A 16041-nucleotide genomic window follows, 5' to 3' on the forward strand; every position below is an offset into this window, starting at 1 on the left:
GACACAATTAAGAATTCCATTTACTATAAAATTATGAATGATTGTTCATTCATAATTGAAACAATCAGCTAAATCATGATTTTACATGCTTCGTATATCTAACAAGGTAGTGGTCATTACGTGAAGAAAAACAAACCAAAGTTTAAACAAATTATTGATGCAGCTGTGGTGGTAATTGCAGAAAACGGCTATCACCAGGCACAGGTATCAAAGATCGCTAAACAGGCTGGAGTCGCGGATGGTACTATTTATCTTTATTTTAAGAATAAGGAAGATATTTTAATCTCTCTATTTCAAGAAAAAATGGGCTCCTTTATTGAGAGACTGGATGCATTGATAAGTGACGAAGAAACAGCAGCTGCAAAGCTAAAGGTTCTGATTGAAAACCACTTTTTAATGCTGTCACAAGATCCGCATTTAGCGATCGTTACCCAGTTAGAGCTTAGGCAATCGAATAAAGAGCTGCGCAAAAAAATTAATGAAGTGTTAAAAGGATATTTACAGCTTGTTGATCGTATTTTATCACAGGGTGTAGAAACGGGCGAATTTATCAAGAATTTAGATATCCGTTTAGCCCGGCAAATGATATTTGGAACACTCGATGAAACGGTGACAAATTGGGTCATGAAGGATCAAAAATACAACTTGCCTGAGCTTGCACCAAAAGTACATGAACTATTACTAGTAGGGTGTAAAGGGGAAAAATAGGTTTCTATTTTCTCCCTTTAGCTAAGAAAGGGGAAACTTACATGAGCTTGTTACAGTGGGAAAGGAACGAATATATTGTAACCGCTACCATTGATCGTCCGCCAGCCAATGCACTCTCTTCTGATTTAATTCGCGAAATATCCTGTCTATTAGATGAGTTAGAGCAGGATGACTCAGTTCGTGTCATCGTATTAAAAGGGGAAGGCAGATTTTTTTCGGCAGGCGCAGATATAAAGGAATTTACTTCGATCCCTTCCGGTAAGGAGTTTAGCAAATTAGCAAAATATGGCCAAGATGTTTTTAACCGAATTGAAACATTTCCAAAGCCAATTGTTGCTGCTATTCATGGAGCAGCATTAGGGGGCGGTCTTGAACTGGCCATGGCCTGTCATATTCGATTCGTATCAGACAATGCCAAACTAGGGCTGCCTGAGCTTCAGTTAGGATTAATCCCAGGGTTCAGCGGGACACAGCGGCTGCCAAAACTTGTAGGAGAGGCAAAAGCCCTAGAAATGCTATTCTCAAGTGAACCAATCTCTGGAAGTGATGCAGTAAAATTGGGGCTGGCAAACCAAGCATTTCCCGAGGAGGAGCTTTTTGAAGAAACTATGAAACTAGCAAAAAAAGTCGCTCAAAAAAGCCCTATTACAGTAAAAGCAGTATTATCACTCATGTCCTATACCCGAAATAGCCAACAGTCTGAAGGGTCTGACCGTGAAGCAGGCTATTTTGGAACAGTTTTTGAATCTGAGGATGCCAAGGAAGGAATTCAAGCCTTTTTGGAAAAAAGGAAACCAGAGTTTAAAGGAAAATAGCAGAGGGTATCGAATAGTATATTTAATGGAATTTTCAATTAACGAATAATTGTTTGGATTGGGAGGGTTCAACTATGAACATATACGTACTATTGAAGCGAACGTTTGATACGGAAGAGAAAATCACCTTATCCAACGGGAAAATTCAAGAAGATGGCGCTGAATTTATCATTAATCCATATGATGAATATGCCGTAGAAGAAGCAATTCAGGTAAGAGATAAGCACGGCGGTGAAGTAACTGTTATTACAGTTGGGGGCGAAGATGCTGCTGAGCAGCTTCGTAAGGCATTGGCAATGGGGGCAGACAAAGCGGTTTTAATTAATACAGAAGATGATTTGGAAGCATCAGATCAATTTACAACTGCCCAAATTCTAGCTCATTATTTGAAAGATAAAAATCCAGATCTTATTCTGGCTGGGAATGTTGCAATTGATGGAGGAAGCGGACAAGTCGGTCCAAGAGTGGCTGATTTGCTTGGTATTCCATCGGTAACAACTATCACAAATTTAGAAATTGACGGAAGTGTTGCGAAAATTACACGGGATGTTGAAGGGGATTCTGAGGTGCTGGAAGTGAGCCTCCCTCTACTAGTGACAGCTCAACAGGGATTAAATGAGCCTCGTTATCCATCTTTACCAGGAATCATGAAGGCGAAGAAAAAACCTTTGGAAGAACTCGAACTGGATGATTTAGATTTGGAAGAAGACGATGTGGCACCTAAAACGAAAACGATTGAAATATTCTTACCTCCTAAAAAGGATGCTGGAAAAATTTTGGATGGCGAGCTTGAGGATCAAGTCAAAGAGCTTGTCCAGCTGCTTAGAACAGAAGCGAAAGTAATTTAGGAAAAGAACAACTGGGAGGGTCAAATCATGGCAAAAAAGGTATTGGTACTTGGGGAAGTTAAAGATGGTTCACTTCGAAATGTTTCTTTTGAAGCGATTGCTGCTGCCAAAACGATTGCAGGCGGAGGAGAAGTAGTCGGAGTTTTATTTGGAAGCTCTGTAAGCGCTTTTGGAAATGAGCTCATTCAATATGGAGCCGACCGCGTAGTGGCAGTCGAACATGAAAATCTTGCTTCTTATACATCAGATGGCTTTAGTCAGGCGTTTATGGCTGTTTATGAGCAAGAGAAACCAGAAGGAATTGTCTTTGGCCATACAGCTTTAGGAAAAGACTTATCTCCGCGAATCGCGAGCAAACTGCAAAATGGTTTGATTTCTGATGTAACAGCGATAGACGAGGCTGGAGGTAATCTAATATTTACTCGCCCAATATACTCGGGTAAAGCGTTTGAGAAAAAAATCATTACAGATGGAATCGTATTTATTACAATTCGTCCAAACAATATCGATGCTCTAGCGAAAGATGAATCCAGAGCAGGTGATGTCAGTACGTTATCTGTTGATATTAAGGATTTAAGAGCAATTATTAAAGAAGTAGTCCGAAAAGCAAGTGAAGGTGTCGATCTTTCAGAAGCCAAAGTGATTATTGCTGGGGGACGCGGTGTTAAAAGTAAAGAAGGCTTTGAGCCATTAAAGGAATTAGCCAATGTTTTAGGCGGAGCCGTTGGTGCTTCCCGGGGAGCCTGCGATGCAGACTACTGTGATTATTCACTGCAAATCGGGCAAACGGGTAAAGTAGTTACACCAGATTTATATATTGCCTGCGGCATTTCAGGCGCGATTCAGCACTTAGCAGGAATGTCTAACTCAAAAGTCATTGTCGCCATTAATAAAGATCCTGAAGCTAATATTTTTAAAGTAGCTGATTATGGAATCGTCGGCGATCTCTTTGAAGTCGTTCCGATGCTAACAGAGGAATTCAAGAAACTAAAAATTAATGCCTAATTGGAGAAGGCTCTTTTTGGGAGCTTTCTTTTTTTGTTTCAGATTAAATGCAAGCAATTAACTCGACTTAAATGGAAACATCTACTATCATGTAGGTAGAACGGCTTTAATCAAACTGTTCATCATTTGTATATCAGCCTATCTATAGGGGAATCTATGAATGATGCCGATAAGCAAATCGTTCGCTTTCCCTTTTACAACATGATATACTCCCTTTACAAAACGCTTCTTACTATAGGAGGAATGGAAGATGGCAATTTCACATGTAAGTGATCAAGACTTTAAACAACAAACAGCTGAAGGTGTCGTATTAGCTGATTTCTGGGCACCATGGTGTGGACCGTGTAAAATGATTGCCCCAGTCTTAGAAGAACTAGATTCTGAAATGGGCGACCAAGTCAAAATTGTTAAGCTTGATGTTGATGAAAACCAAGAAACAGCAGGAGCTTTTGGTGTTATGAGTATCCCGACTTTAATCGTCTTTAAAGACGGTCAAGTTGTTGACAAAGTTGTTGGTTACCAACCAAAAGAAGCCCTCCAAGAACTATTAAGCAAACACGTATAAAGCACTTATTTTCTAAGCTGCCGGAATATCCGGCAGTTTTTTCATTTACGGACAATAGGCGGTAATTGGACGGACTGCAACCGTAACAATACCAGGCAAAACTCATCAAAAAAACGTCGCTCTTACTTGTTGATAAGAGCGACTGCCAATAATTATTCACTTAATCTGGGTTTATCAACTCAACTTTCTCAGCGAGTATTATGCTTTGCAGATTGCTAAAGGACATAGGATCCGTTATCTGTGACAAAATCAGCGATTTTTAGAATTAGCGGACACTGGTTCCTTTATTAAGGGAAAAACATGCAATTTTTGATTGATTCACTGCAAATAAAGGAACGTATGTCCTATAATTTCCTAAAACGAGCATTTTTGTGAAAATAAAGGATCGTATGTCCGTAAAAAAAGGAAATCATTAAGACAAATCCATATGAGCTCGCGGGTATCCTTGCCGAATTCACCCTGTGAGGGTCAAATTAATTATCAAAACAAACGGTTATACCTAGCCTATACCCCTTGTTTCTGCCCAACATATTCTTCTAAAGTAAGCTTGTTTTCGAAGATTTCTGTTGCCATTTCAGTTCCGACATAACGGAAATGCCAAGGTTCATATTGATAACCGGTAATGCTTTCTTTTCCAAGCGGATAGCGAAGGATAAACCCAAATTTGTGCGCGTTATTCGCTAGCCATTTTCCTTCAGGCTTTTCACCGAATTCCTCAGTAAGAATATAGTTTACGCTCGCGGCTGTAATATCCATAGCTAACCCTGTTTGGTGTTCACTTGTGCCAGGGTAGGCAACGGCCATGCTGGCTTTTTCATATCCAACCTGTTTTACTTCATTCTCAAATAAAACAGTTTGAGTTTCAAAGGATCTAAATCCAGATGCGGCTAAAAGAGTGATTTCCTCTTTTTTGGCTTGAGCAAACATATTTTCGAGGGCACGTGCCGCTTCTTCCCGCAGCAATGCTTTTTCTAACTGTTGATTTCCAAAGACAAAAGCAACACTTGGTCTCGCTAAATCGGCTGGTCTGTAACTATCTGGAAGTTTAAAAGACTTATTAACCATAACGGTAATAGCAGTTGGATTGGCAACTGTCGGAATTGAAGGCTCCTGATTTTCTGATTCCGGATTATTTTTTTCCGGTTCAGCTGGAGGAGTTACAGTTTCTGGTTTATCGCTCGCTTCCTCTTCGTCTTGAGGATTACCTTCTTCATTGGTATCTTGATTGGCTGAATTTTTATCTGTATTTTCTTCAGCCGGAGGTTGATTCTCTTCATCCTGGTTCTGTTCTAGAGGCAATCCGGGCTCTTCAATCACTTCAGTATTTTCAGCAGGCGGTTCAATCACCTGATCAGCTGGTGTTTTCTCAGATGCTTCCTGTCCTGAAATTCCGCATCCGCTGAGAATAAAACAGATATAAGGAATAGTCCACTTGTTTTTCATTGCTGTTCCCCTTTTTAATATTTTCCTAGTTCAGTTATAAGACGATTTCCCTGTCAAAAAGTTACAGTGCGCCATGTCATTAAGCGAAAACTCTAGTATCGTAAATCCGTTAGAGTTGATGTAAAATAAAGGGCAGTAAGTTGAAAAAGGGTGAAGACTATGACTTCATTACAAATCCAGCATAAATTATCACTTTTGCCTGCACAGCCAGGCTGTTACTTAATGAAAGACCGTCAGGGTACGGTTATTTATGTTGGAAAAGCTAAACTTTTAAAAAATAGGGTTCGTTCTTATTTTACCGGATCGCACGACGGAAAAACACAACGACTTGTAAGTGAGATTGAGGATTTTGAATATATTGTCACATCTTCTAATATCGAAGCTCTTATTTTAGAGCTGAACTTAATTAAAAAATATAACCCTAAATATAATGTGATGCTGCGCGATGACAAAAGCTATCCATTTATTAAGCTGACAGCAGAACGGCATCCAAGACTTATAACTACTCGTAAAGTTAAAAAGGATAAGGGAAAGTACTTTGGCCCCTACCCAAACGTTCAGGCTGCTAATGAAACGAAACGATTGCTAGACAGACTGTATCCGCTTCGCAAATGCTCTACTCTCCCAGATCGAGTATGTCTTTATTATCATTTAGGCCAATGCCTAGCCCCTTGTGTAAATGAGGTTAGCCAGCAAACCTACAAAGAAATGACAGAGGAAATCACAAAATTTCTAAACGGCGGCTATAAGGATATTAAAAAGAAGCTAGAGGCAAAAATGCTAGAGGCTTCTGAAAATCTTGATTTTGAAAGAGCAAAGGAATTTAGGGATCAGATTATTCATATTGAAACAACGATGGAAAAGCAAAAAATCACCTCAACCGATTTTACCGATCGGGATGTGTTTGGATATGCTGTTGATAAAGGCTGGATGTGTGTGCAAGTCTTTTTTGTCCGGCAGGGAAAGCTAATCGAAAGAGATGTATCCATGTTTCCGATTTATGATGAACCTGAAGAGGAAATCCTTACGTTTCTTGGCCAGTTTTATGAAAAAGAGAATCACTTTAAGCCAAAAGAGATCTTGCTTCCGCCTGAATTAGATGCGGTGTTAGCTGGACAATTGTTAGAAGTCAAAGTTGTTCAGCCGCAAAGGGGTCAGAAAAAAGAATTGGTCCAGCTAGCAGCGAAAAATGCTTCGATTGCTCTAAAAGAAAAGTTTGCTTTAATCGAAAAAAATGAAGAAAGAACAGTTAAGGCAGTCGAAAATTTAGGAAAAGTGATGAATATCTATACTCCTCACCGAATTGAGGCCTTTGATAACTCTAATATTCAAGGGACGAACCCCGTATCTGCGATGGTTGTATTTATTGATGGCAGGCCAGAGAAAAGGGAATACCGGAAATATAAGATTAAAACCGTCGAAGGACCGGACGATTATAATACAATGCGGGAAGTAATCCGGCGTCGTTATACACGTGTTTTAAAAGAGGAATTGCCTCTCCCTGATCTTATTATTATTGACGGCGGGAAGGGGCAAATTGAAGCGGCAAAGGATGTTCTTGAAAATGAATTGAACCTTTTTGTTCCGGTAGCCGGACTTTCGAAAGATGAGAAACATAAAACATCCCAGCTGCTTTATGGAAACCCATTGCAAAAAGTAGAGCTCTCTCATAATTCACAGGAATTTTATTTGCTGCAGCGCATTCAGGATGAAGTTCACCGGTTTGCGATTACGTTCCACCGCGAGCAGAGAGGAAAACATGCCTTTCAATCTGCCCTCGATGATATTCCTGGTGTAGGTGAAAAGCGAAAGAAAATGCTGTTAAAACATTTTGGGTCTGTTAAAAAAATTGGAGAAGCTACTATAGAGGAACTGCATGAAATTGGAATTCCGATCCAAGTGGCAGAAGCCCTTTTAGAAAAATTAAAACAATAGGTTGTTGACTCGCATTCTTCTGTGGTAGAATGAGAGGCAAAGTTTCATACTTTTATCCAGTAAAGTGATGATAGAGGTGCGAATTTCAAAAGTAAAAACGCCTGAGAGGGATGAGCCTCTGTGATGGGTTTTGAAAGGGACGTTCGCCGAAGTGGAAAATGGCTCATACCGTTTTCCGCTGGTTCTGTGTTGAACAAATACAGGACTGTCAAGATCAGTAAATCTTGGAGTGCTATCTCACATTGTGTGTGGTTTTACATGGCCTAAATCCCGGACAATGAGAGAATCCTCATTGTCCTTTTTTGATTTAAAGAGGGATAACTGGCTGTTCATTGGTATTGTAAAGTCAACTCATGTGTTGTGTGATAGTTGGACCCTTGGATTATTTCAGAATCGGAACACCTCTTCGTCATCCAATTAGTTTTGTACACCTAAAAGAAAGGGAGATCAGGCAGTGGGACTAATCGTTCAGAAATTTGGCGGAACATCTGTTGCAACAACAGAAAGAATAAGAAATGTGGGACATCGTGTATTAGAAGAGGTAAATAAGGGTCATCAGGCTGTAGTCGTTGTATCAGCTATGGGGAAAACAACTGACCAGCTCGTTAGCTTAGCAAACGATTTATCCGCATATCCTTCAAAACGGGAGATGGATATGCTATTAGCAACAGGTGAACAAGTGACCATTTCCCTGCTATCGATTGCTCTGCAGGAGATGGGACATCAGGCTGTATCACTTACAGGCTGGCAAGCAGGTATTCAAACTGAAAAGGTGTTTTCAAATGCTCGGATTACGGATATTGATGCTTCGAAAATTCAAAGTCTCTTAAACGAAAATCAAATCGTCATTGTCGCTGGATTCCAAGGGGTTTCGAGTGATGGTGAAATAACGACCCTAGGCAGGGGTGGCTCTGATACAACAGCTGTTGCATTGGCTGCTGCATTAGGAGCAGACCGATGTGATATTTACACGGACGTTACGGGCGTATACACTTCCGATCCCAGATATGTAAAGGACGCCCGTAAACTGGATCGTATTTCCTATGAAGAGATGCTCGAGCTCGCCCATTTGGGCGCGGGAGTTTTGCATCCTAGAGCAGTTGAATTTGCGAAAAACTATCAAATTCCGTTAGAGGTTCGTTCAAGTATGGAACGAGAAAGAGGAACAATCATTGAGGAGGAAGCTCAGATGGAGAATGGTTTAGTAGTACGGGGAGTGGCATTTGAAAAAAATGTGACGAGAATGACTCTCTTTGGATTAGATAATTCACATGCCACTTTATCTAAGGTTTTTAGAAGCTTAGCGGAAAATCATATTAATGTTGATATTATTATTCAGGCCAATACAGGAGAAAAGAAGAGCAGTCTGTCCTTTACGATTCATGATGAGGATGTTCAGAATACATTGTCTGTCCTGGAAAAATACAGCAATGAAATTGGGTTTGATAAGGTGGAATCAGAAACTGGATTGGCGAAGGTCTCTATTGTAGGGGCAGGAATGATTTCTAATCCGGGAGTAGCCGCTCGAATGTTTGAAGTCATTGAAGGTATTGATGCTGCGATCAAGATGGTTAGTACCTCAGAAATTAAAGTATCGGCTGTTATCGAACAGGAAAAAATGTTAGATGCGGCCAATGCGTTGCATGCAGCTTTTAAATTAGGTGAAGTTGCTGCTACATCCGTTAATTAAATAAAAAAGGGCTGTCCTGCCATAATGTGTGCTAGGACTGCCCTTTATTCTTGCTTTTTGTGGGATAGTGACTGAAGTCTGCAGTTAAATTGAATCCTTTTGGTCCCATTGAACTGTAAAGATAACGATTTTTCCGCGTTTTTTTGTTTGAAACACGGACTCGCAAATCACCTGTTTTTGAGTCTGAATTTGTTCTGCAAGGAAACCAGCTTCCAAGAAGTAAGATGGTTCTGAATTAAGGTCAAACCTTAATGAGACAATTTCACCACTCAGCTGAAATTCCAGCTTTTCACTTTTTTCCGAAAGAATAGTTAATGTGCCAAATCCTACTCTGTCAAAGAATAAGGCGATATCATCTATGGTTTGGCAGGGAAAGCTTCGTGCTAACTTCTTTCCGGACCAATATAAAACAGAGTCTGAATGATTACGTAATAGCTCTGGGATGACCCATTCTCTCATCAGCATAATGCTAGAGGCGGGAACATTCTGTTCAGCTATTTTTTCCAAAAATTGTATTTGCTCCATGAAACGGATCCCTTCTTTCTATAAAACTATTATATGGACTAGATCATTATTTGAGAAGCAGTGATTCGTGTCCAATTAAAGATAATTAAAGGTAAATGATCCCTTTTATAAATGCTATTTTAGTATACTTTAGCTGCAAGGAAAAAAGCATATTTTTTTTCAAGATTAATGATTCTAATATATTTATAATTTCAAGAAAAAGCGGTTTTATTATGAATCCGGTTTCTTGACGCTCTATCCCAATGGGAGTAAAATGAACATGTCACATTTCAACAATATGTAGAAGTGACTATTCTGCATAATTTATAGACTTGAGGGGGGTATTAGCTGCATGGCAAATAATCGCGAGTTTCTAAATCGCAGATTACACTCGCTATTGGGTGTCATTCCAATAGGGATCTTTTTAATCCAACATTTGGTTGTCAATCAATTTGCTACACGTGGGGAAGAAGCGTTTAATCAGGCTGCACATTTTATGGAAAGCCTGCCTTTCCGGATTGCTCTTGAAATCTTTGTGATTTATCTTCCACTGTTATTCCATGCTATTTATGGAATCTATATTGCATTTACAGCCAAAAACAACATTAGCCGATTAGGGTTTTTCCGAAACTGGATGTTTTTACTGCAGCGTGTCACTGGAATTATTACGCTTATTTTCATTGTATGGCACGTGTGGGAAACACGTGTTCAAGCTGCTTTTGGAGCACAAGTAAACTTTGACATGATGGAAAACATATTATCGAATCCATTTATGTTCTGGTTCTATGTTGTCGGTGTTATTTCTGCTATTTTCCACTTTGCGAATGGCCTTTGGTCTTTCTGTGTAAGCTGGGGACTTACAGTTACACCACGTTCACAACAGATTACTACATATGTGACTTTAATTATCTTTGTCGCCCTTTCATATGTAGCAGTAAACACACTAACAGCATTTATTTCTTAAAGTAGAAGGAGTGAGTCAGACAAATGAGTAACGGCAAAATAATTGTTGTCGGCGGGGGTCTCGCAGGACTCATGGCAACAATTAAAATCGCAGAAACTGGTACACCCGTAGATCTTTTCTCCCTTGTTCCTGTAAAACGCTCTCACTCTGTATGTGCACAAGGCGGAATTAATGGAGCGGTCAATACAAAAGGGGAAGGAGATTCTCCTTGGATTCACTTTGACGATACGATTTACGGCGGTGACTTTTTAGCTAATCAGCCGCCTGTAAAAGCTATGTGTGAAGCGGCACCAGGAATTATTCACTTATTTGACCGGATGGGTGTTATGTTTAACCGTACACCTGAGGGATTATTAGATTTCCGTCGTTTTGGCGGAACACAGCATCACCGTACTGCTTACGCTGGTGCTACAACAGGACAACAATTGCTTTATGCATTAGATGAACAGGTTCGTCGCCATGAAGTAGCCGGTTTAGTAACCAAGTATGAAGGCTGGGAATTTTTAGGTACAGTCCTTGATGATGATGGCCGAGCCCGCGGTATTGTTGGTCAAGATCTAAGATCTATGGACATCAAAGCATTCCCTGCGGATGCTGTTATTATGGCAACTGGGGGACCTGGAATTATCTTTGGTAAATCCACAAACTCTATTATCAATACAGGTTCCGCTGCTTCTATTGTATATCAGCAAGGAGCATATTATGCGAACGGAGAGTTCATCCAAATTCACCCTACAGCGATTCCTGGTGATGATAAACTTCGTCTTATGAGTGAATCTGCCCGTGGGGAAGGCGGACGTGTTTGGACTTATAAAGACGGTAAGCCTTGGTACTTCCTAGAAGAGAAATACCCTGCTTACGGAAACTTAGTTCCACGTGATATCGCAACACGTGAAATTTTCCACGTGTGTGTCGATGAAAAGCTTGGAATTAACGGCGAAAACATGGTTTACCTTGATCTTTCTCATAAAGATTCTAAAGAATTAGATGTTAAGCTTGGCGGAATTATCGAAATCTATGAAAAGTTCATGGGTGAAGATCCGCGTAAAGTACCGATGAAAATCTTCCCTGCTGTTCACTATTCAATGGGTGGACTTTGGGTTGACTATAATCAACAAACGAACATTCCAGGCCTATTTGCTGCTGGTGAATGTGATTACTCTCAGCACGGTGCGAACCGCCTTGGAGCTAACTCGCTTCTATCTGCGATTTACGGCGGAATGGTTGCTGGACCGAAAGCGGTTGAATATATGAAAGGTCTTGATCAATCTACAGATGGTCTTTCTTCGAATCTTTTTGACTCAGCTGTTAAGAAGGAAGAAGAAAAATGGGAAAGTATCATGGCAATGGACGGTACGGAAAATGCTTACGTTCTTCACAAAGAACTTGGTGAATGGATGACTGATAACGTAACCGTTGTTCGCTTCAATGATAAACTTCTAAAAACAGATGAGAAGATCCAAGAGCTTTTAGAACGTTATCAAAATATTAACGTAAACGATACAGCACGCTGGAGCAACCAAGGGGCTACATTTACTCGCCAGCTTCAAAACATGCTGCAATTAGCACGTGTTATTACAATTGGTGCATATAACCGTAATGAAAGCCGTGGCGCCCACTACAAACCAGACTTCCCAGATCGTAATGATGATCAATGGATGAAAACAACGATGGCGAAGTTTGTTGGGGAAAATGAAGCACCTCAATTCCACTATGAAGATATAGATGTTTCATTAATTAAGCCGCGTGTTCGTGACTATTCAAAAAAGAAAGGGGAATAATGAAGGATGGCTACAGAGACTCAAACTAAAACCGTACGCTTTATCATAACTCGACAAGACAATCCAAATGCCACCCCTTATCAAGAAGAATTTGAATTAGACTATAGACCGAATATGAACGTTATTTCCGCTCTCATGGAGATCAGACGGAACCCTGTTAACACAAAAGGTGAAAAAGTTGCTCCTGTTACTTGGGAAATGAACTGTTTAGAAGAGGTTTGTGGCGCTTGTTCAATGGTGATTAACGGAAAACCTCGTCAATCTTGTACAGCTCTCGTTGATCAATTAGAACAGCCAATTCGCTTAGAACCAATGAGAACATTCCCGGTTGTACGTGACCTTCAAGTCGACCGCAGCCGTATGTTCGATTCCTTGAAAAAGGTAAAAGCTTGGATTCCAATCGACGGAACTTACGATCTAGGTCCTGGACCACGTATGCCAGAAAGAAAACGTCAATGGGCGTATGAACTTTCTAAATGTATGACATGTGGTGTTTGCTTAGAAGCATGTCCAAATGTAAACAGCAATTCCAACTTCATTGGACCTGCACCACTTTCTCAAGTTCGTCTATTTAATGCTCATCCAACAGGTGCGATGAACAAAGCAGAAAGATTAGATGCAATAATGGGAGATGGCGGGCTTGCCAATTGCGGTAACTCGCAAAACTGTGTGCAATCCTGTCCAAAAGGTATTCCATTAACAACTTCAATCGCTGCATTAAACCGTGACACTACGGTGCAAATGTTCCGTAACTTCTTCGGAAGCGATCAAATTTAATGATAATTCAAAGCTGTCCTCAGGTTGAGGGCAGTTTTTTGTATCGATTTTATTTGCAGCGATAAAACGCAAAAAAATTGTTTTTAGAATCACTTCCCAAAACATAGCAGCTGCTCCAACACAAATATCCTCGCTCCAAAAATTGCGAAAGCTGCTCTAACACAAATATCCTCGTTCCAAAAAGTCCGGAATCCGCACCCTCACAAAGAACCGCTCTAAAAAGTATGAAACTGCTCAATCCCAATGATTACCGCTTCACGAATCGAGAGGTTTAAAAGTAATAGTTCCGAATTTTCGAATTTTACGCTACAATAAAATGAATCACAATTCATTTTATGGGGTGGTACACATGAAAAATATTTCTTATATAAAAGATTTCGCTAAATGGAAAGAAGGATTTTCTTTTTACCAGGAAATAACGGTTCGTTTTTCGGAAACAGATATGTATGGACATTTGAACAATACTGTTCCTTTTACATATTATGAAGTAGCGAGAATTGAATTTTTTAAACATTTAGGATTCATGAATAGCTGGCTGAATCCTAACGGCGAAAAGATCCCGGTAGTTGCTGATTTGCAATGCGATTTTTGGAAGCAGGTCTATTTTGGGGAAACCCTTCGAATTTTTGTTAAGGTCCATCATGTGGGTACATCATCACTAGACTTACATTACCTGGCAGTCAATGTGAAGGACGAACCTGTGTTTACTGGGAGAGGAGCCGCTGTACAAATTTCAAAAGTAACAGGAAAAAGCGTCCCTTGGACAGACGAGGAAAAAGAGGAATGGAGCCGTTGTATGTATTTAGAATAGGATAATCACACATTTTTATAAATATATGATTCTTGCCCCTGAATCCAGTCACTCCGGAGTAGAAATTCACATATGATACTATGACTAAATATACACCCATCCCCGCGGTTCTCAGCTGGCGAAGGCAAGGAGGGTAAAAGTAGTTGAAGGAGAAGGAATACAATCATAAGCCGTTACTCACAAAGAGAGAGAGAGAAGTATTCGAGCTGTTAGTTCAGGATAAAACAACAAAAGAAATAGCCAGTGAGCTATTTATCAGTGAAAAAACGGTTCGGAACCATATTTCCAATGCCATGCAAAAGCTCGGTGTCAAGGGGCGGTCACAAGCAGTCGTTGAGCTTTTACGCATGGGAGAATTGAAATTATAAAAACGTGGCAATCGTCGTGTACTTTTGCACCCGGCTTGCCTCGTTGAACTTACACTTTATACCTACAATGGGCAGCAAAGTAATTGGCACACTTGCTGACCAAAACAGCTTTTTTAAAGTGTAACATACACCGGCCATCCATTGGAGGCCGGTTGTTATTATTTTATTACCAAATTATTAACTCTCATTTTGATATAATGAAATTACAAGTTTGTCATCATGTATCTTCAGCGCACAGAGACAATCGCACTTATCCAGCCTTATGCGTATTTCTTCAAGATATTTCACCTCCTGTTATAGAAGCAAAGATCCCTTCTATGTCGGAGCTTTTTTGCGCTTGTCGAGCTTGTTTCAAGACGCTTCCGCTTTGGAGTTAAGGAAACTTTTCTTCAAAGACATTTTACGAATTGGTGCTTGATATTCTAGCAATAACGTAAGAAAATAATAGAATAGGTATATTTTCAAGATATTTTACAATAATTTTGGTGATATATGGAGGAATAACCAAAAAAAAATGTAAAGGAGCTGGGGATATGGAAAAACAAGCACGAGTAATAGACAAATCAATTGTAGCTTCAATCGAGAAAGAATTACGTTTTATTTCAGGAATTACGAAACAAAAAGGCCGTGAAATTCTAAGTAACTATACAATTACTCCCCCGCAATTTGTGGCACTTCAATGGTTAAGAGAATTAGGGGACATGACAATTGGAGATTTATCCAATAAAATGTACCTAGCCTTTAGTACCACTACAGATCTTGTAGATCGGATGGAGAAAAATCAATTGGTAGTGCGCGTAAAAGACCCTAACGACCGGCGCGTAGTTCGCATTCATTTATTAGAAGAAGGCGAACGGATTATTGATGAAGTAATTAAAAAACGACAACAATATCTTGAAGGAATCATGTATAATTTTAGCGATGAAGAAATCGATCTATTAAATACGCTCTTAAAAAAACTTCTTCAAGAAATGAAAAAAGATTGAGGGGAGTTAGTTGAAGCAACCTATTGGCATCATGGATTCGGGAGTAGGCGGTTTGACGGTTGTCAAAGAAGTTATGCGCCAGCTTCCAAACGAACAGGTGATTTACATAGGGGATACGGCTAGATGTCCTTATGGACCAAGAACTAAGGATGAAGTTCGTGCCTTTACTTGGCAGATGACAAGATTTCTTTTAGAACAAAATGTAAAAATGCTAGTCATTGCCTGTAATACAGCTACAGCTGTGACCCTATCGGAAATCCGGTCAGCATTAAAAATTCCAGTTCTCGGTGTTATTCATCCAGGCGCAAGGGCTGCGATTAAAACGACGCAAAACAATCAAATTGGTGTAATTGGGACAGAAGGAACAATTCGAAGTGAAGCCTATGTAAAAGCCCTCATGTCTATTAATCGGCATGTACATGTAAAAGGTTTAGCTTGTCCAAAATTTGTTCCACTTGTTGAAAGTGGAGAATTTAAAGGACCATTTGCAGAAAAAATTGTGGAAGAGTCTCTTTCCCGATTTAAAGGAAATGGAATTGATACTTTAATTCTGGGATGTACTCATTATCCGTTATTAGAAGAAACGATTTCCCGCTACTTAGGGCCAGATGTACAGATTATAAGCTCAGGTGAGGAAACGGCAAGAGAAATGAGCACTATTTTATATTTTCAGGACTTATTAAATTCTTCTTCTGAGAGACCCACTCATCAATTTTATACGACTGGTTCTTCAGGCCTATTTTCACAAATTGCGTGTGACTGGCTAGATTTAAGTTCAATACAGGTAGAAAGTATATCTTTAAGAAACTATTAACAGTTCCAACGTAACGGAGGAGCTGTT

The 16041-nt window shown here is 39.9% G+C and carries 16 protein-coding genes and 1 riboswitch; of the genes, 14 read left to right on the plus strand and 2 right to left on the minus strand.

All coding sequences use genetic code 11. The features are described from left to right. Positions 1-120: 120 nt before the first annotated feature. The 5 genes from CRO56_RS12990 to trxA all read left to right on the plus strand — a co-directional run bounded on the left by CRO56_RS12990 (position 121) and on the right by trxA (position 3941). Positions 121-708: a fatty acid metabolism transcriptional regulator FadR gene (locus CRO56_RS12990; protein WP_097159040.1), complete on the plus strand. Its 588-nt coding sequence runs from the start codon at positions 121-123 to the stop codon at positions 706-708. A 41-nt stretch (positions 709-749) separates the two neighbouring features. Then, positions 750-1523, plus strand: coding sequence for an enoyl-CoA hydratase (locus tag CRO56_RS12995; RefSeq protein ID WP_097159041.1), 774 nt, complete (start codon positions 750-752; stop codon positions 1521-1523). Between the two features lie 74 nt (positions 1524-1597). Continuing rightward, positions 1598-2371: an electron transfer flavoprotein subunit beta/FixA family protein gene (locus CRO56_RS13000; RefSeq protein ID WP_097159042.1), complete on the plus strand. Its 774-nt coding sequence runs from the start codon at positions 1598-1600 to the stop codon at positions 2369-2371. A gap of 27 nt (positions 2372-2398) precedes the next feature. After that, positions 2399-3376, plus strand: coding sequence for an electron transfer flavoprotein subunit alpha/FixB family protein (locus CRO56_RS13005; protein WP_097159043.1), 978 nt, complete (start codon positions 2399-2401; stop codon positions 3374-3376). Between the two features lie 250 nt (positions 3377-3626). Next, entirely contained in the window at positions 3627-3941 is a 315-nt protein-coding gene (trxA, locus tag CRO56_RS13010; protein ID WP_097159044.1) for a thioredoxin, read from the plus strand. 504 nt (positions 3942-4445) lie between these two features. Here the strand turns inward: trxA and CRO56_RS23240 are convergent. Continuing rightward, positions 4446-5384, minus strand: a complete 939-nt coding sequence (locus CRO56_RS23240) for a M15 family metallopeptidase (RefSeq protein WP_245855873.1) — start codon at positions 5382-5384, stop codon at positions 4446-4448. A 159-nt stretch (positions 5385-5543) separates the two neighbouring features. On the opposite strand from CRO56_RS23240, the gene uvrC reads away from it, so the two are divergent. Together uvrC and CRO56_RS13025 are read left to right on the plus strand one after the other, a co-directional pair. After that, positions 5544-7319 (plus strand): excinuclease ABC subunit UvrC, encoded by a 1776-nt coding sequence (uvrC, locus tag CRO56_RS13020; protein WP_097159045.1) that lies wholly within the window; start codon positions 5544-5546, stop codon positions 7317-7319. A 63-nt stretch (positions 7320-7382) separates the two neighbouring features. Continuing rightward, positions 7383-7562, plus strand: a riboswitch (Lysine riboswitch). A 211-nt stretch (positions 7563-7773) separates the two neighbouring features. Continuing rightward, positions 7774-9009, plus strand: a complete 1236-nt coding sequence (locus tag CRO56_RS13025; protein WP_097159046.1) for an aspartate kinase — start codon at positions 7774-7776, stop codon at positions 9007-9009. An 84-nt stretch (positions 9010-9093) separates the two neighbouring features. Here CRO56_RS13025 and CRO56_RS13030 read toward each other — a convergent pair whose 3' ends face one another. Continuing rightward, complete coding sequence (locus CRO56_RS13030; protein WP_097159047.1) at positions 9094-9534, minus strand: YslB family protein; 441 nt, start codon at positions 9532-9534, stop codon at positions 9094-9096. A 331-nt stretch (positions 9535-9865) separates the two neighbouring features. Here CRO56_RS13030 and CRO56_RS13035 point away from each other — a divergent pair, with 331 nt between their 5' ends. The 7 genes from CRO56_RS13035 to racE all read left to right on the plus strand — a co-directional run bounded on the left by CRO56_RS13035 (position 9866) and on the right by racE (position 16014). Beyond that, complete coding sequence (locus tag CRO56_RS13035) at positions 9866-10477, plus strand: succinate dehydrogenase cytochrome b558 subunit (protein WP_097159048.1); 612 nt, start codon at positions 9866-9868, stop codon at positions 10475-10477. 23 nt (positions 10478-10500) lie between these two features. Next, positions 10501-12258: a succinate dehydrogenase flavoprotein subunit gene (sdhA, locus tag CRO56_RS13040; RefSeq protein WP_097159049.1), complete on the plus strand. Its 1758-nt coding sequence runs from the start codon at positions 10501-10503 to the stop codon at positions 12256-12258. 6 nt (positions 12259-12264) lie between these two features. Continuing rightward, positions 12265-13035 carry a succinate dehydrogenase iron-sulfur subunit gene (gene sdhB, locus CRO56_RS13045; protein WP_097159050.1) on the plus strand — a complete coding sequence of 257 codons (771 nt, stop codon included), beginning with the start codon at positions 12265-12267 and terminating at the stop codon, positions 13033-13035. Between the two features lie 349 nt (positions 13036-13384). Next, the gene (locus tag CRO56_RS13050) at positions 13385-13846 is read left to right on the plus strand and encodes an acyl-CoA thioesterase (RefSeq protein ID WP_097159051.1); all 462 of its coding nucleotides are present in this window, start codon (positions 13385-13387) and stop codon (positions 13844-13846) included. 143 nt (positions 13847-13989) lie between these two features. Then, positions 13990-14214 carry a spore germination transcription factor GerE gene (gene gerE / locus CRO56_RS13055; RefSeq protein ID WP_097159052.1) on the plus strand — a complete coding sequence of 75 codons (225 nt, stop codon included), beginning with the start codon at positions 13990-13992 and terminating at the stop codon, positions 14212-14214. A gap of 533 nt (positions 14215-14747) precedes the next feature. After that, positions 14748-15200, plus strand: coding sequence for a MarR family winged helix-turn-helix transcriptional regulator (locus CRO56_RS13060; RefSeq protein ID WP_097159053.1), 453 nt, complete (start codon positions 14748-14750; stop codon positions 15198-15200). A 10-nt stretch (positions 15201-15210) separates the two neighbouring features. Beyond that, positions 15211-16014 carry a glutamate racemase gene (gene racE, locus CRO56_RS13065; RefSeq protein ID WP_097159054.1) on the plus strand — a complete coding sequence of 268 codons (804 nt, stop codon included), beginning with the start codon at positions 15211-15213 and terminating at the stop codon, positions 16012-16014. Positions 16015-16041 lie beyond the last annotated feature (27 nt).

It is taken from the genome of Bacillus oleivorans, from assembly GCF_900207585.1.
Taxonomy (GTDB): domain Bacteria; phylum Bacillota; class Bacilli; order Bacillales; family JC228; genus Bacillus_BF; species Bacillus_BF oleivorans.

Excerpts from the sequence above, each read along its gene's own strand:
- CRO56_RS13005 (WP_097159043.1), top strand. The coding sequence starts at position 2,399 with ATGGCAAAAAAGGTATTGGTACTTGGGGAAGTTAAAGATGGTTCACTT.
- CRO56_RS23240 (WP_245855873.1), bottom strand. The coding sequence starts at position 5,384 with ATGAAAAACAAGTGGACTATTCCTTATATCTGTTTTATTCTCAGCGGA.
- CRO56_RS13050 (WP_097159051.1), top strand. The coding sequence starts at position 13,385 with ATGAAAAATATTTCTTATATAAAAGATTTCGCTAAATGGAAAGAAGGA.
- CRO56_RS13060 (WP_097159053.1), top strand. The coding sequence starts at position 14,748 with ATGGAAAAACAAGCACGAGTAATAGACAAATCAATTGTAGCTTCAATC.
- uvrC (WP_097159045.1), top strand. The coding sequence starts at position 5,544 with ATGACTTCATTACAAATCCAGCATAAATTATCACTTTTGCCTGCACAG.
- trxA (WP_097159044.1), top strand. The coding sequence starts at position 3,627 with ATGGCAATTTCACATGTAAGTGATCAAGACTTTAAACAACAAACAGCT.
- CRO56_RS13035 (WP_097159048.1), top strand. The coding sequence starts at position 9,866 with ATGGCAAATAATCGCGAGTTTCTAAATCGCAGATTACACTCGCTATTG.
- CRO56_RS13000 (WP_097159042.1), top strand. The coding sequence starts at position 1,598 with ATGAACATATACGTACTATTGAAGCGAACGTTTGATACGGAAGAGAAA.
- CRO56_RS12995 (WP_097159041.1), top strand. The coding sequence starts at position 750 with ATGAGCTTGTTACAGTGGGAAAGGAACGAATATATTGTAACCGCTACC.
- sdhA (WP_097159049.1), top strand. The coding sequence starts at position 10,501 with ATGAGTAACGGCAAAATAATTGTTGTCGGCGGGGGTCTCGCAGGACTC.
- CRO56_RS13030 (WP_097159047.1), bottom strand. The coding sequence starts at position 9,534 with ATGGAGCAAATACAATTTTTGGAAAAAATAGCTGAACAGAATGTTCCC.
- sdhB (WP_097159050.1), top strand. The coding sequence starts at position 12,265 with ATGGCTACAGAGACTCAAACTAAAACCGTACGCTTTATCATAACTCGA.